Genomic DNA, 15,114 nt, shown 5'->3' on the forward strand with positions numbered 1-15,114 from the left:
CGAGGTCGCGCTACACCAACCCCCTCTTCACCATCATCGCCTCCGGCGACGGCATCTTGCCGCGGAAGGCGGTGTAGAGCTCTTCCGGATCCTTGGAGCCGCCGGCGGCGTAGATGTTCTTCTTCAGCCGTTCGGCCAGCTCCGGATTGAAGGGATCACCTGTTTCCTCGAAAGCCGAGAAGGCGTCGGCATCGAGCACCTCCGACCACATGTAGGAATAGTAGCCGGCTGAGTATCCGTCGCCGGCGAAGACATGGCCAAAATGCGGAGTGCGGTGGCGCATCGCGATGGTGTCGGGCATATGCAGCCTCTCGAGCGTTTCGGCTTCGAAACGAAGCGGCTCGCCCGGCGCGTCCGGCCGCGCATGGTAGGCCATGTCGATCAGCGCCGAGGCGGTGAACTCGACGGTGGCGAAGCCGGCGCCGAAGGTGCGGGCGGCGAGCATCTTGTCGAGCAGGTCCTTCGACATCGGCTTGCCGGTCTTGACGTGCAGCGCGTGCTTTTCCAGCACCGCCGGCACCGTCAGCCAGTGCTCATAGAGCTGCGAAGGCAATTCGACGAAGTCGCGGCTGACGGATGTGCCCGAGACCGACGGCCAGGTGACGTCGGTCAGCATGCCATGCAGCGCATGGCCGAATTCGTGGAACAGCGTCTTGGCCTCATCGACCGACAGGAGTGCGGCCTCGCCGGTCGGCGGCTTGGCGAAATTCATGATGTTGTAGATGACGGGCTTGGCGCCCGACCCAAGCTTGTAGCCGGACTTCAGCGCGCTCATCCAGGCGCCGGAGCGTTTTGACGGCCGTGCGAAATAGTCGGCGAGGAAGAGGCCGCGCTCGCTGCCGTCGGCATTCTTGACCACGAAAACGCGTGCATCGGGATGCCAGGCGGCGATGCCCTTCTTTTCCTCGAAGCTGATGCCGAACAGCTTTGTGGCGACGTCGAAGCAGGCGTCGATGACACGATCGAGCTGCAGGTACGGCTTCAGCTCCGCCTCGTCGAAGGCAAATTTCTCGGCGCGCAGTTTTTCCTGGTAGAAGCGCCAATCCCAGGCGGCGAATTTCTCGTTGCTGCCGGCTTCGGCCGCCAGGCGCTCCAGCTCCTTGCGGTCGCTTGCTGCCTTTTCCAGCGCCTTTTCCCAAACGGGATCGAGCAGATCGTGCACGGCCTTCGGAGTCTTCGCCATGGTGTCGTCGAGCTTCAGCGCGGCGTAGGATTCATAGCCAAGCAGCTTCGCCTTCTCGGCGCGCAGCTTCAGCATGTCGCGCACCACATCCGAGTTGTCGCTGGCGCCGCCGTTCTGGCCGCGCATGATGAAGGCGCGGTAGGCTGCCTCGCGCAGGTCGCGACGCTCGGAGAAGGTCGAGAACGGCTCGTAGATCGAGCGCGACAGCGTCACCGCATAGCGGCCCTTCTGCCCACGCATCTCGGCCGCCTCGGCCATGGCGCTCTTCAGGAAATCAGGCAGGCCGGCAAGGTCGGCCTCGTCGAGGAACAGCGCCCAGTCACGCTCGTCGGCAAGCACGTTCTGGCCGAATTTGGTGCCGAGCGAGGAGAGTTCCTCGTTGATCGCCGCGAGCCGCTTCTTGCCATCGGCGTCGAGCTTGGCGCCCGACCGGACAAAGCCTTTCCAGGTCTTTTCCAGCACGCGCAGCGTCTCGGGGTCGAGGCCCAGACTATCGCGGCGCTGGTAGAGGTCGTCGATGCGGGCGAACAATTTTTCGTTCATCGAGATCGCCGAGAAATGGCGCGACATCTTTGGCGAGATGTCGCGTTCCATCGCCTGGATGGTGTCGTTGGTGTGGGCGCCGGCGCGGCACCAGAAGATCGACGAGACATGGTCGAGCGGCTCGCCGGCGAGCTCGAGCGCTGCCAGCGTGTTTTCTATCGTCGGCGTCTCGCTGCTGCCGGCGATGGCGTCGATCTGAGCCTGATGCGCCTGCAGCGCCGCGTCGAAGACCGGGCCGAAATCGTTGTCGCCGATGCGGGAGAAATCCGGCAGGCCGAGCGGGCCTTGCCAAAAGGTCAGCGGATGGGCGGCGAGGTCGACGGCTTTTGCAGATGACATGATCGTTCCGGTGGGCTGGGATGGAGGCGGGGTTGCTTCCCGATGTAGGGCGACGCCGCGCACCGCGCAACTCGGGTAGCCCCGGGATTCGCCTAAGGACATTCAAGGGGTAAGGCGATTCACCGTTTCACGGAAACGGCGAAACGCGCTGGTTCATCGCAAACGCTGGAGATCGGCTGAAGCCTCTCAACCTCGTCATCCACGGGCGGAGCGGGAGCGAAGCGGACGCGGAGACCCGAGGATCCATTCCGTGACTTTAGCCGAGGAATGCAGCGCCAGCAGAATTCTGCACCGTGGCAACGCCTCGACGTCACGGCATGGATCCTATGGTCTGCGCGCGTCGCTTCGCTCCTTGCTCCGCCATAGGATGACGATCGCGATGAGCGTTTCGGCCAATCGCCAAGGCATCTGCCAACGCAAACATTAGTAAGCGCTGCAGTCCTGCGCGACCGCCGTTTGGGTGCTGGCGGTGATGCGGCCGCCGACGACGGTGAAGGTTTCGCGCATCAGCGTGTCGTTCTCGGGGAAGTCGTAGCAGGCAAGCACCGTCGTCTCGCCGTTCTCGCTCTTCTCGATGCGGTGGCGGATCGCGGCGCCCGCGACCGCGTCCTGCCATTGGCCGATCGAGTCGATGAATTCCTGCTTGCCCTGGACGACGCCAAGGTCCTCGAGCGTCATGCGCGCGTCGTCGGCAAGCAGGGCCGACAATTCGGTGCGGTCGGCCGCCAGCAGCGCCGAATACCAGCGATCGATGATCGCGCTGTCGTCGGCGCGAGCGGCAAGGAACGAGAACAGCAGCGCGACGGCGGCAAGGACGGCGTGGCGAAAATGACGATGCATCCTCCGCCTCATTCCATTTCCAGCCGTTCGAAATCGCCGGTCTGCCTGTTCATCACCCAGAGCTCGCCGGTCGAGATGTCGAACCAGGCGCCGTGCAGGGTGAGCCTGCCCTTGCCCTCGAGGATCGAGACGCAGGGAAAGGTCCTGAGATTGGCGATGGAATAGCGGATCGAGATGCGCTCCAGCGCCGTCTGCCGCTCCGTCGCGGTCATCAGCGTGCTTGCGGCCACGGTTTCGGCGGCCGGCGCGATCAGGCTCATCCATTTGCCGATGAAATCGCCGGGCGAGAGCGGCGCCGAGCTGGTGTCGAGCGCGGCGCGGATGCCGCCGCAGCGGCCATGCCCCATCACCACGATGTTCTTCACCTTCAGGCTCTGCACGGCGAATTCGAGCGCGGCCGAGGTCGAATGGTACTCGCCGTCCGGCTCATAGGGCGGCACCAGATTGCCGACATTGCGCAGCACGAAGAGTTCGCCAGGCCCGGCATCGAAGATCGCTTCCGGCGCCGAGCGCGAATCGCAGCAGGCGACGATCATCGTCTCGGGCGCCTGGCCGTCGCGGGCCAGCGAGCGATAGCGCCCGCTTTCGGCGGGATAGCGGCCGCTCATGAAGTTGCGGTAGCCGGTCAGCAGATGCTCGGGGAGGTGAGGCATGGGCGGCTAGAGCCTTTCCGGGGGTTGGAGGCGGCAGCGCGTTGCGATCGAAAAAGGCTCTAGAGCGTTTCACCGTTTCATGGAAACGGCGAACCGCTCTATCTCTCTGTTTTGACGCAATTCCGGACGGAAAACCGTTACACACTTTTCCTGGAATTGCTCTAACGGCAAAAGCCGGTCGCGAGCAATGCCGAATTGCGGATGGCAGCGTCGCAATCGCATGCCGCCAAAAGCCGGGCGGCCGATTTTGTTCAAGCCCAGATGGCGACGGGTATCCCGAAGCGGTCGGTCAGCGGCGGGTCGGGGGAAGGCCGCGCCTCGCCGCCGGCGATCCGTCCGGCGATCAGCATCATGGCCGCCGCGTCGAGGAAGTCATCGCTGGCGGCGCCTCGCGGCGGCGGCTGGTCGAGGAAGCTCTTTTCATAGCCATGTCGGCAAAGCAGCGCCTTGCGCTCCTCCATGCCGGCCGGATTGACGGCGCCCTTTATCTTCTTGGGCAGCGTCATCGCCGCGCCGCCGTTCAGCCGGCAGAAGGCCACTTCGGGATGCGATTCGAAGATGCGGCTGCGCAAATCCGGCCGCGCAATCAGCAAGGCATCGATCTCGCGGATTTTGGCAAAGATGCCAAAGGCCTGGATGGAGACGCCGCGCGGCGGATCGGAGGTCGCCATCGCCACCTCGCTCGCCCGCCGGTGCGCGGCATACCAGGCCTCGACGGTGGTGAAGTCGGCAGTGTCGGCATAGAGCGCCGCGCGCGAGGGGATGGCAAAGACGCTCGACTGCCGGGCACCCAGCAGCGGCCGTACCAGCGCTTCCGGTCCGCGACCGCCGCGGCTGGAAAAGTCCGGCAGGCCGATCGGCATGTCGACGGCGATCGCTGCATCGGGCAAGGCGTCGAGCAGCAGCTGGAACGTCGGGAATACCGAGACCGATGGCGAAGCACCTTGCTCGCGATGGACGGCGATCCAGCCGGCCTTGCAGCCGTCGACCCCGGCCAGAGCGCCTGGCATCATGCCCGCTTGTCCCGTCCGGGATGGAGGAGATGGCGAAGCTGCACCATGGCCATCGGATGCGACAGGCTCTGCGCGTCGGTCTCGAGCTGAAGCTCGTCGCCGCCGCGTTTGGCCGTGCGCGCCAGGATCTCGTAGACGGCGGCCGTGGTCGACTGCAGCGCCTTGACCGGCGGCTGGCCGGAAAGGATGCGGGCGAGATAGACGGCGGCCGTCAGGTCGCCCAGACCGTTCGGCGGCTTCTCGATCACGCGGTGCTCGGCAAGCAGGGCCTGGCTGCCGTCGAGCAGGAAATTGCCGGTGCCGCCCGCCATCATCGAGGGTGCCGAGGTGACCAGCATGGTGGAAGGGCCGGCGTGAAGGGCAGCCGCCATCACCGACTTGATGTCGGGCAGCGGCGCGCCGGCCATCCATTCGAGCTCATAGCGGTTGGGCGTGGCTATGTCGGCGATCGGCATCAGTTTGTCACGCAGCGCCACGGCCGTCGGCTCCGGTACGTAGAGCCCACCGGAATCGCCCATGACAGGATCGCAGACATAAAGGGCGCCGGGGGTTTTGGCCTTGATGGCGGCGACCAGCGAGGCGACAGCCTCGGCCTGGCCGGCCTCGCCGAGATAGCCTGACAGCACCGCTCTCACCTCGCCCAGCCATGGCGCGCGCTCGAGATCGGCCATCAGCGCCTTGAACTGGTCGAGCGGCGGCACGATGCGCGTGGCGCGGCTGTGGCCAGGGTGCCAGGGCAGGATGACGGTCGGCACCGCCCAGACCGGAAAGCCCAGCGTCTCCAATGCAAAGACCGCGGCGCGGTTGCCGACCGAGCCGCGGGCGACATGGCTGGAGATGACGATGACCGCGCGCGGCGCGTCGGTTTTTTCAGCATTCATGGAGTTTGATTCCTAGCCACCCCGCGTGGCGACATACACCAGCCAGGCCAGCAGCCCAATGGCGATGATGAGGCCGAGCGTTCGGCCAATGCGGGTGCCCCAGACTTCGATCGGATCGGAACGGTCGGCGTCCGCCGCGGTCACGTGGTCGCGCGCGCCCTTCGCGGTGCGGGCGACGAACGACGCGCCGCCCGGCGTCGTCTCGCGCGCAACACGCTCGAGGATGCGGCGCGATTCGTTCTCGTCGTCCCGGCGCTCGGCCATGGCAAATGTCCTTTCCGGCCGGGAGCTTAGCCTGTTCGGGCCCGTATTCACAGGGGCCGCGGCCGAACCAGGCGACAGCATGACCCAAGTCATTTTCTTGCGTGCAGATTGTGGTAATGCTTCGCATGCAACTTTGATCCGAGGGGACCAATCATGTTCGCCGAGCGCCTTTCCCTGCCCTCCGCTTTCCGCAATTTGCCGGCCTTGCTGATGATGGCTTTCGTGCTGCCGCTGCTTGCCGGCTGCGGCTACAACACCATCCCGACGGCCGAGGAAAACGCCAAGGCAGCCTGGAGCGAGGTGCTGAACCAGTACCAGCGCCGCGCCGACCTGATCCCGAACCTGGTCGAGACGGTGAAGGGCTATGCCTCGCATGAGAAGGAAACGCTCGACGCGGTCGTGGAGGCGCGCGCCAAGGCAACGCAGATTACGGTGACGCCGGACACGCTGAAGGATCCCGAAACCCTCAAGAAGTTCCAGGATGCGCAAGCCGGGCTGACCGGCGCGCTGTCGCGGCTGATCGCGGTGTCGGAGAACTATCCCGACCTCAAGGCCAACCAGAATTTCCTGGCGCTGCAGGCGCAGCTCGAAGGCACCGAGAACCGCATCGCGGTCGCCCGCCGCGACTATATCCAGGCGGTCAGGGACTACAATCTGACGCTGAGGACCTTCCCCTCGGTGCTGTGGGCGACCTTCTGGTTCCGCGGCAACGAGCCTTTCGCGAACTTCACCGTCGAGGAAGACAAGATGCAGGTGCCGAAGGTGGATTTCGGCACGAGCACGAAGCAGGGCGGGTGAGCGCCACGACGGTCTTCGAAACACAAAACCCGCGAGAAGACGGACCGCTGGCGTGTTGATACCCCCCTCTGTCCTGCCGGACATTTCCCCCTCAAGGGGGGAGATTGGCGGTTGGTTCGCCGGCGCCTCCTTTGCAACGTCGAAAATTGGCGAAAGCCGAAAAGACATCCAATCTCCCCCCTTGAGGGGGAGATGTCCGGCAGGACAGAGGGGGGCGCGAAGGAACGCCATCCTCAACTTCCTTGGCCTTCTTCTCTGCCTTCTCCTCCTCCCCCTCGCCGCTCTCGCCGCCGAGCTCCCGCCACTCACCGGGCGCGTGGTCGACAATGCCGGCATCATCGATGCCGGCACACGCGCGGCGCTGACGCAAAAGCTCGCCGATTTCGAGAAGAAGGGTTCCGATCAGATCGTCGTCGCCACGATCCCCAGCCTCGGCGGCGAGGAGATCGAGCCTTACGCCAACCGGCTGTTCCGCTTCTGGAAGCTCGGCCAGGCCAAGGAGAACAACGGCGTCCTGCTGCTGGTGGCGCCGAACGACCGCAAGATGCGCATCGAGGTCGGCTATGGGCTCGAAGGCACGCTGACCGACCTGCACACCAAGCTGATCATCGAAAACGACATGTTGCCGGCCTTCCGCGCCGGCGATTTCTCCGGCGGTATCACCAAGGCCGTCGACGACATGATCATGGTGCTCGAGGGCAATCCGGAGGAGCTGGAAGCGCGCGGCAAGCGCAACGAGCAGGCGCCGTTCAACTCCGACGACCTGTTCTTCGCCGTCTTCATCACCATCTGGGTGCTGATCTTCTTCGGCAGCATCGCGCTGACGGTGCTGCCGCCGATCTTCGGCCAGAAGATCGGCCCGGGCCGCTATCGCTGGCTCGGCATGACCTTTGAGCCGGGACGGCGATCGTCCTCCGGCGGCGGCGGTTGGTCGTCGGGCGGCGGAGGCTGGTCCTCCGGTGGGGGCGGTGGCGGCGGGTTTTCCGGCGGCGGTGGCTCGTCGGGCGGTGGCGGTTCGTCGGGAAGCTGGTGAGGGACCATGGCAACGCGACCGATCGACCCGCAGGACCATGACCGCATCGCCAATGCGATCCGCGCCGCCGAGGCAAAGACCGACGGTGAAATCTACTGCGTCGTCGCCCAGGCCAGCGACGGCTATTTCTTCGCGGCCGCTTTCCTGGCGACGATCGGCATGCTCGTCGCCAGCCTTGCCGTCGCTTACGGGCTGGAGGCGTGGTGGCTGACCATGCGGCTGCCGCATTTCGTTTTCGCCCAGCTGCTGGCGCTGGCGTCCGTGCTTGCCCTGTTGTGGCTTTGGCCAGGCCTGCGCATCCATTTCGTGCCAAGACGGCTGCGCTACCGGGCGGCGCATGCCAATGCGCTGAGGCAGTTTCTCGCCCGCAACGTCCACCGCACCCAGGCGCGGACGGGGGTGCTGATCTTCGTCTCCATCGCCGAGCGCTACGCCGAGGTGGTCGCCGACAGCGGCATCAATGCAAAGGTCGGCCAGCATGTCTGGGACGGTGTGGTGCGGGACCTGACGCGGCACGCCGGCGACGATCGTCTCGCGGACGGGTTCGTCAAGGCGATCGAATCAGTCGGCGCGGTGCTCGCCGAGCATTTCCCGGTTACCGAAGGCGACGTCAACGAGCTCGACGACCACCTCGTCGAGATCTGAGGGCCGGCCTGCAAACGCACTCTGCCTGACGCGATTCCGCGCTTCCGATGCCGGCAAGTTCGCCTGTGCGAAAAGCGCGGGCGCGACAGAGCGGACTCTTTGCAATCGACCGAAGCGGGTCTATGGTTAACAAATCATGAACACGCTGACGATCGACATCCGGAAAGCCGACCCTCGCGACGCCATCGCCATCGCGGAGGTGCATCAGGAGGCATGGCGCGGCGCCTATTGCGGCATCATCCCGCACCGGACGCTGACGGCCATGATCAACCGCCGCGGCCCCGACTGGTGGGCGAACGCGATTCGCCGCGCGGCCACCGTGCTGGTGGTCGAGATCGGCGGCACGATCGCCGGCTATGCCACGATCGGCAAGAACCGCGCCAAGGAACTGAGGCAGCAGGGCGAGATCTACGAGCTCTACCTGCGCCCGGAATATCAGGGCATCGGGCTCGGCAGCCGGCTGTTCAAGGCGGCGCGCACGCGCCTTGCCGACCACGGCCTCAGGGGCCTGGTGGTGTGGGCGCTGGAAGACAATTACAACGCTTTAGCCTTCTATGCCGGCAATGGCGGCCGCGATATCGCCGAAGGCGTGGAAGTCTTCGAGCAGAAGGCGCTGAAGAAGGTCGCGTTCGTCTGGGAATGACGGGCACCGCCTGAAGCGCCGAGCCCGAAACGGATTCAGGCGACGCGCCCCACGTCTCTGTCGGATGCATGCCAAAGCCGCCGCGCGCCTCTGGGCGACATGCATCGGGTTACAATCCATTACAAAGTGTGCGCTTCCATCAGCGTTCAGCACCATTCGCCGCATTGCACCATGACGCGCGCCCCGCTATCGGTCTCACAAGATTTGAGAGGGATTGAGCCATGCGTATCGCAGCGATTGCCACCGGAAAGAACCCGCCCGAGGACGTCAACGTCATCATCGAGGTGCCGATCGGCGGCGAGCCGATCAAGTACGAGATGGACAAGGAGGCCGGCACGCTGTTCGTCGACCGCTTCCTGCACACCTCCATGCGCTATCCCGGCAATTACGGCTTCGTGCCGCACACGCTGTCGGGCGACGGCGACCCGATCGACGTCCTGGTCTGCAACACGCGCGCGCTGGTGCCGGGCTGCGTCATCAATGTGCGGCCGATCGGCGTGCTGATCATGGAGGACAATGCCGGCCAGGACGAGAAGGTGATCGCGGTTCCCTCGCCGAAGCTGACGCTGCGCTACGAGAACGTCACCGAATACACGCACCTGCCGGAAATCACCCGCCATCAGGTGCAGCACTTCTTCGAGCACTACAAGGATCTCGAACCCGGCAAATGGGTCAAGATCGAGGGCTGGCACGATTCCAAATATGCCAAGAAGATGATCGTCGACGCGATCGAACGGGCGAAAGCGGCGAAGTAGGGCGAGGCGGCAGCCAACGCCCGCGATGGGGCTTGGGCAAAGCCCCCAACGTCCCAGGGCGAAGCAGGAGCGCAGCTCCGTCGCGAGGACCCTGGGATCCGTGCCGTTACCTCGATCGTAGAGTGCAGCGGTGTAGAATTCTGGACCGCCGCAACGCTTCAAAGTCACGGCATGGATCCTTGGGTCTACGCCGCGTCGCTTCGCTCCTTGCTTCGCCCAAGGATGACGAATGCGCGAGCCTTCGCCGTCTCACACTTCATCGGGCGCAGTTCAGCTAATTGTCCACCCGGCCGAAGTCCGGCACCTTGCCGATCACCTCGCGCTTGTCCTTGCCGCAGGCAAAACCCTTCGCCTTCTCGTCGGCGAGCTTGCGCGCCTGGTCGTTGGCTTGAGGGTTGCCGGTGGCGAGCACCAGGCCGACGGTGCAGCCTTCATGCGCCTCCGGCTGTGCTACTTTCGCGACGACCAGCACCTCGGTCGGCTTGTTCTCGTTCTCGGGATTGCTGATCTCGCGACGGTGGATGACCGCGAAGGGCACGGCCTTGTCGCCATTGGTTTCGATCCGCCACTCGACCTTCGGGCCAGCGGTGTTGAGCCCGGAAAAACTCTCCCAGACGGCGGTCATGTCGTCGGAGGGAAAGCCGTAATAGACGGACTCGCGAGCGTCGTCGTAGCCGATCAGCACCGGATAGCCGCGATAGCCGGCGCAGGCGAGGCTCGCCCAGTCGCCGTCGCCTTCTTCCGACTGCGCATAGGTCACGCAGTCCTTCTTCCAGTCGAGACCGGTATAGGCGCTGGAGATGTCGCCGGCATGGGCCGCCTGGCAGAAGCCGGCGAGGGCAAGCGGGATGAGAAGCGCACGCATCGCTGACAACTCCGGGAAAGGGTGTTTGAGCGTAGCGTCAAAACTGGCGCAGGCCTAGGGCGCGGGGGTTGCCAAACGTCAGTTGTCGGCGTCTGCGCCGCCCCTCATCCGCCTGCCGGCACCTTCTCCCCGTATAGTGACGGGGAGAAGGGAGTTAGCGCGGCCAGCGGCACCCTTCTTGCAACGTTGGTGATTGGCGAAATTGGTTATGAGAGAATTCCTCTCCCCGTCACTATACGGGGAGAGGATGCCGGCAGGCAGGTGAGGGGCAGCGCCAGCGTTCGAAAACTTCATTTCTTCAAGCTGGCTTCGATCAGGAGATCGGCGTTGCGGGCGACCGATGCCGCCGGTCCGCCGAGGCCGAACAATTGGCCGCTGATATAGGCGCCCTCGATCAGAAGCAGCAGCCCGTCGCCGAGCGTGTCCGAGTCAGCAGCGCCCATCGTCGCGGCCATGGCGCGCAGGCGCCGGCGCAGTTCCTGCTTGTTGTTCTCGCTGACGACGCGCGCCGGATGACCATGCTCGGGATATTCGACCGCCGCATTGGTCATCCCGCAGCCGCGATAGTCGGGCTTTTGCGTGCGCTTGCCGACGCGGGTGAGGAAGGCGATGATCTGGGCGCGTGGATTGCCCGGATGCGCATCGACCGCTTCGTCGAAACGCTGCCAGAATTCGAGGTCGTATTGGCGCAGATAGGAAGCGGCAAGCTCGTCCTTGGACGGGAAGCTGCGGTAGAGGCTGGGCTTGGTGACGCCGGCGCGCCTGACGATCTCGTCGACGCCGATCGCCCGGATGCCTTCGCGGTAGAACAGGTCGCGCGCCACGTCGAGGATCTTGTCGGCGGCCTTCGGCGCCGGCGCTGCGGGCGCGTCGTTCATCGACGCTTCAATTTTATTGTCCGATGGCATTCAACAAACTCGCTTGACAATGTTACTGACCGGTACGTATGTATGGCGCCACCTAATTGCAACGTACCGGTCAGTAACATGATAGCCCAATCCCGTCCGTTTGGCCAGCGCTACGCCTTCGTCGTCGTTGCGGTCATTTTTCTCTGCCTGCTGATCGCCGCCGGGCTTCGCTCCGCGCCCTCCGTCATGATGCTCCCGCTGGAGGCGAGCTTCGGCTGGCGTCGCGACGTGATCTCGATGGCTGCCGGCGTCGGCATCCTGCTCTACGGGCTGACCGGGCCGTTCGCCGCGGCGCTGACGGAGCGCATCGGGCTGCGCCGCACGCTGCTTGCTGCGCTGCTGATCATGTCGGGCTCGACCGCGCTCAGCCTGCTGATGACCGAGCCCTGGCATCTCTTCATCACCTGGGGCGTGTTTTCCGGCATCGGCTCGGGCGCGGTGGCGAGCGTGCTCGGCGCCACGATCGTCAACCGCTGGTTCAAGACCAATCGCGGCCTGATGATGGGCCTGATGTCGGCGTCCAGCGCCACCGGCATGCTGGTGTTCCTGCCGCTGATCGCCTCGCTGGCCCAGGCCGGCGGCTGGAAGCCGGTGGCGATTGCCGTTGCCATTGCTACTGCTGCCCTGGTGCCGATCGTGTTCCTGCTGGTCCCGGAGCGCCCGGCCTCGATCGGCCAGGTCCGCTACGGCGCCGACGCGGACGACGTGCCGCCGGTGTCGCCGGCATCTCAGGGCAATTTCCTGACGCATACGCTCTCCACGCTGCGCCGAGCAGCGGGTACGAGAGTGTTCTGGTATCTCTTCGCCACCTTCGTCGTCTGCGGCTTCACCACCAATGGCCTGGTCGGCACGCATCTCATCGCCTTCTGCGGCGACATGGGCATCGGCGAGGTGCAGGCGGCCGGGCTGCTGTCGATGATGGGCATATTCGACCTGATCGGCACGACCCTGTCCGGCTGGCTCACCGACCGCTTCGACCCACGCAAGCTGCTCGGCGTCTACTACGCCGTGCGCGGCCTGTCGCTGATCTACCTGCCTTATTCCGGCTTTTCGGCGGTCAGCCTGATCATCTTCGCCGTGCTCTACGGGCTCGACTGGATCGCCACCGTGCCGCCGACGCTGAGGCTCGCCAACGAAGCCTTCGGCGACCGCAGCGGACCGATCGTCTTCGGCTGGATCGTCGCCGGTCACCAGGTGGGCGCGGCGGCAGCGGCTGCCTTCGGCGGCACCATGCGCGAACTGCAGGGCAATTACGAGCTCGCCTTCATGATCGCCGGCATGACGGGCATCGCCGCGGCTTGCATCTCGCTGCTGATCAATACGAGCAAGCCGGCTTTCGAGCCGGAGCCGCAGGCGGCTTGAGGTGCTTCTTTTCCTTCTCCCCTTGTGGGAGAAGGTGGCCGAGCGAAGCTCGGCCGGATGAGGGGTGTTGGAAGGATCGCTGCGCCGCAGAACTGAGCGCTTGAAACACTTGTTTTTCTGCGCCTCGTTCCTTCGCGCACCCCTCATCCGTCTCGGCGCTGTCGCGCCGATTCACCTTCTCCCACAAGGGGAGAAGGAAGATGTCGACTGTTATCAAAACTTCATGGTTTCGATATGCGCCTGAAACATTGAGGCGAGAGTTTGGCGGTCCCGTTCAACGCCATCCGGAGACAGCCATGAACAAGCTCTCGTTGACCCGCCGCGCTTTCGTCACCTCAGCCAGCGCCTTTGGCCTCGTCGGCGCCTCCGGCCTCGCGCTGCCTTACTATTCCCGCGCCAATCAGCGGCCGGCTTTCACTCATGGCGTCCAGTCCGGCGATGTCGACGCCACCTCCGGCATGGTCTGGACCCGCACCGACCGCCCGGCGCGCGTGATGTATGAAGTGTCGACGACGGAGAGCTTCGCCGACGCAGTCAGGCTCGCGCCGCTCGATACCTCGCCCGCCAGCGACTACACGGTGAAGCGGCTGCTCACCGACCTCGCCGCCGACCAGGACATCTTCTACCGCATGACTGCGGCCGACCTTTCCGACGTCAACGCCGTCTCCGAGCCGATCGTCGGCCGCTTCCGCACCGCGCCGGCCTCGAAGCGCGACGTGCGCTTCGTCTGGTCGGGCGACACCGCCGGCCAGGGCTGGGGCATCGACGAGACCGGCATGAAGACCTATTCGACCATCGCCAAGCACACGCCGGACTTCTTCCTGCATTCGGGCGACACGATCTATGCCGACGGCGCCATGAAGGACGAGGTCGACCTGCCCGGCGGCGGCAAGTGGAAGAACGTCGTCATGATCGACGGCAAGCGCAAGGTCGCCGAGACGCTCGACGAGTACCGCGACCAGTGGAAATACAACATGATGGACAAGCACGTGCTTGGCCTCTCCGCCATCTGCCCGACCTTCTACCAGTGGGACGACCACGAGGTGCTGAACAACTGGTCGGATTCGAAGAACCTGACCGCTGACGACCGTTACAAGGAAAAGTCGATCCACGTGCTGGCCGCACGCGCGGCGCGCGCCTTCCACGAGATGACGACGATCCGCTACGAGCCGTCGGAGCCCGGCCGCGTCTACCGCAAGATCGCTTACGGCCCGCTGCTCGATGTCTTCTTCCTCGACATGCGTTCCTATCGCGGCCCGAACGGCCCGGACCTGGAAGAGACGCTGACGCCGAAGTCGCGCATGCTCGGCGAGCAGCAGACCAAATGGCTGAAGCGCGAGCTGGCGAACTCCAAGGCGACTTGGAAGATCATCGCCGCCGACATGCCGCTCAGCCTCGTCGTCTGGGACGACGCGGCAAAGAAGGTCGGCTTCGAAGCCGTCAGCAATCACGACAATGGCGCCCCGAAGGGCCGCGAGCTCGAATTCGCCGATCTGCTGCGCTACATCAAGAATGCCGGCATCACCAACACGGTGTGGCTCACCGCCGACGTCCATTACACGGCGGCGCACTACTACAACCCGGACAAGGCGCAGTTCCAGGATTTCAGCCCGTTCTGGGAGTTCGTCTCCGGCCCGATCCACGCCGGCACCTTCGGTCCCAACGAGCTCGACATGACCTTCGGTCCGGAGCTGAAGTTCATCAAGGCGCCGACCGCCGAGCAGGGCCAGAACCTGCCGCCTTCGGCCGGGCTGCAGTTCTTCGGGCTGGTCGATATTTCCGGCGCCACAGAGCAGCTCACCGTGCGGCTGATGGATCGCGACGACAACGAACTCTACAAGGTCACGCTCGATCCGGTACGCTCGGCTTAGGCTGCGTTGATATTCAGGTGATGCCGGCCTGCGAACGATGGTTTCCTGCGCTTCCGGTGCTCACGTACTTAAAGTACGCTCCGCTCCGGTTCTCGGAAGCCACCGTTCTCGGCTCGGCCTGACCTGAATCTCAACGCACCCCAAGCTCAACAGCCGCGTGACGCGAAAGCGTTGCGGCGACCCCGGAACTTCGGCAAGGCGATGAAGGGCGTCAATCCGGATAGCAGGTCGCGGGAACGTTCGGCCATACCGCCGCGTCGCAGTTCGCTGCCTTCTGCCGCTGCTTGAAGGCGGCGCTGACCGGGCCGGTGACGATCGGGTCGACGCCGTCGGGGGCGTCGGCGAACATCTGCTCGGCCGTCCGCGTGTCGGACGAGCGCGCCGGGTTGGCTTGCTTGAGGGCTGCCGCCGACTGCGCGGCGCCGGCCGCAACCAGCACGCCGAGCGCCGCCCAAGCGAAAACCGGACGCAATCTGGACATCTGATCGGTCATGAACATCGAACTGCCCGGCCCCTCA

The 15,114-nt window shown here is 64.9% G+C and carries 16 protein-coding genes; 7 read left to right on the top strand and 9 right to left on the bottom strand.

What is annotated here, in order from left to right; all coding sequences use genetic code 11:
* Positions 1-10: 10 nt before the first annotated feature.
* The 6 genes from QAZ22_RS05295 to QAZ22_RS05320 all read right to left on the bottom strand — a co-directional run bounded on the left by QAZ22_RS05295 (position 11) and on the right by QAZ22_RS05320 (position 5,716).
* The gene (locus QAZ22_RS05295; RefSeq protein ID WP_278205955.1) at positions 11-2,065 is read right to left on the bottom strand and encodes a M3 family metallopeptidase; all 2,055 of its coding nucleotides are present in this window, start codon (positions 2,063-2,065) and stop codon (positions 11-13) included.
* A gap of 423 nt (positions 2,066-2,488) precedes the next feature.
* Positions 2,489-2,905, bottom strand: a complete 417-nt coding sequence (locus QAZ22_RS05300) for a DUF4440 domain-containing protein (RefSeq protein ID WP_278205956.1) — start codon at positions 2,903-2,905, stop codon at positions 2,489-2,491.
* A gap of 8 nt (positions 2,906-2,913) precedes the next feature.
* The gene (locus QAZ22_RS05305; RefSeq protein WP_278205957.1) at positions 2,914-3,558 is read right to left on the bottom strand and encodes a carbonic anhydrase; all 645 of its coding nucleotides are present in this window, start codon (positions 3,556-3,558) and stop codon (positions 2,914-2,916) included.
* 251 nt (positions 3,559-3,809) lie between these two features.
* A complete protein-coding gene (locus tag QAZ22_RS05310) occupies positions 3,810-4,571 on the bottom strand; it encodes a DUF429 domain-containing protein (RefSeq protein ID WP_278205958.1) in 762 nt (253 codons plus the stop codon).
* Entirely contained in the window at positions 4,568-5,452 is an 885-nt protein-coding gene (gene pdxY / locus QAZ22_RS05315) for a pyridoxal kinase PdxY (RefSeq protein WP_278205959.1), read from the bottom strand. Before pdxY ends, QAZ22_RS05310 begins: the two co-directional genes overlap by 4 nt.
* 12 nt (positions 5,453-5,464) lie before the next feature.
* On the bottom strand, positions 5,465-5,716 hold the full coding sequence (locus tag QAZ22_RS05320) for a hypothetical protein (RefSeq protein WP_278205960.1): 252 nt from the start codon (positions 5,714-5,716) through the stop codon (positions 5,465-5,467).
* Positions 5,717-5,869: 153 nt separating this feature from the next.
* Here QAZ22_RS05320 and QAZ22_RS05325 point away from each other — a divergent pair, with 153 nt between their 5' ends.
* The 5 genes from QAZ22_RS05325 (at position 5,870) to ppa (ending at position 9,590) form a co-directional block, all read left to right on the top strand.
* Positions 5,870-6,514, top strand: a complete 645-nt coding sequence (locus QAZ22_RS05325) for a LemA family protein (RefSeq protein ID WP_278205961.1) — start codon at positions 5,870-5,872, stop codon at positions 6,512-6,514.
* Between the two features lie 181 nt (positions 6,515-6,695).
* Entirely contained in the window at positions 6,696-7,547 is an 852-nt protein-coding gene (locus tag QAZ22_RS05330; RefSeq protein WP_278205962.1) for a YgcG family protein, read from the top strand.
* A 6-nt stretch (positions 7,548-7,553) separates the two neighbouring features.
* Positions 7,554-8,192, top strand: coding sequence for a TPM domain-containing protein (locus QAZ22_RS05335; protein WP_278205963.1), 639 nt, complete (start codon positions 7,554-7,556; stop codon positions 8,190-8,192).
* A gap of 136 nt (positions 8,193-8,328) precedes the next feature.
* Complete coding sequence (locus tag QAZ22_RS05340; protein ID WP_278205964.1) at positions 8,329-8,835, top strand: GNAT family N-acetyltransferase; 507 nt, start codon at positions 8,329-8,331, stop codon at positions 8,833-8,835.
* A 221-nt stretch (positions 8,836-9,056) separates the two neighbouring features.
* Positions 9,057-9,590, top strand: coding sequence for an inorganic diphosphatase (gene ppa, locus QAZ22_RS05345; RefSeq protein ID WP_278205965.1), 534 nt, complete (start codon positions 9,057-9,059; stop codon positions 9,588-9,590).
* A 274-nt stretch (positions 9,591-9,864) separates the two neighbouring features.
* Here the strand turns inward: ppa and QAZ22_RS05350 are convergent, their stop codons facing one another.
* Together QAZ22_RS05350 and QAZ22_RS05355 are read right to left on the bottom strand one after the other, a co-directional pair.
* Positions 9,865-10,455 (bottom strand): hypothetical protein, encoded by a 591-nt coding sequence (locus QAZ22_RS05350; RefSeq protein WP_278205966.1) that lies wholly within the window; start codon positions 10,453-10,455, stop codon positions 9,865-9,867.
* A gap of 290 nt (positions 10,456-10,745) precedes the next feature.
* Positions 10,746-11,363, bottom strand: coding sequence for a TetR/AcrR family transcriptional regulator (locus tag QAZ22_RS05355; RefSeq protein WP_278205967.1), 618 nt, complete (start codon positions 11,361-11,363; stop codon positions 10,746-10,748).
* Positions 11,364-11,441: 78 nt separating this feature from the next.
* On the opposite strand from QAZ22_RS05355, the gene QAZ22_RS05360 reads away from it, so the two are divergent.
* Complete coding sequence (locus QAZ22_RS05360) at positions 11,442-12,725, top strand: MFS transporter (RefSeq protein WP_278205968.1); 1,284 nt, start codon at positions 11,442-11,444, stop codon at positions 12,723-12,725.
* Positions 12,726-13,021: 296 nt separating this feature from the next.
* Complete coding sequence (locus QAZ22_RS05365) at positions 13,022-14,596, top strand: alkaline phosphatase (RefSeq protein WP_278205969.1); 1,575 nt, start codon at positions 13,022-13,024, stop codon at positions 14,594-14,596.
* Between the two features lie 211 nt (positions 14,597-14,807).
* On the opposite strand, the gene QAZ22_RS05370 is transcribed toward QAZ22_RS05365, so the two are convergent.
* Positions 14,808-15,077, bottom strand: a complete 270-nt coding sequence (locus tag QAZ22_RS05370; protein WP_278205970.1) for a hypothetical protein — start codon at positions 15,075-15,077, stop codon at positions 14,808-14,810.
* Positions 15,078-15,114 lie beyond the last annotated feature (37 nt).

It is taken from the genome of Mesorhizobium sp. WSM4906 (assembly GCF_029674625.1).
In the GTDB taxonomy this organism is placed as follows: Bacteria; Pseudomonadota; Alphaproteobacteria; order Rhizobiales; family Rhizobiaceae; genus Mesorhizobium.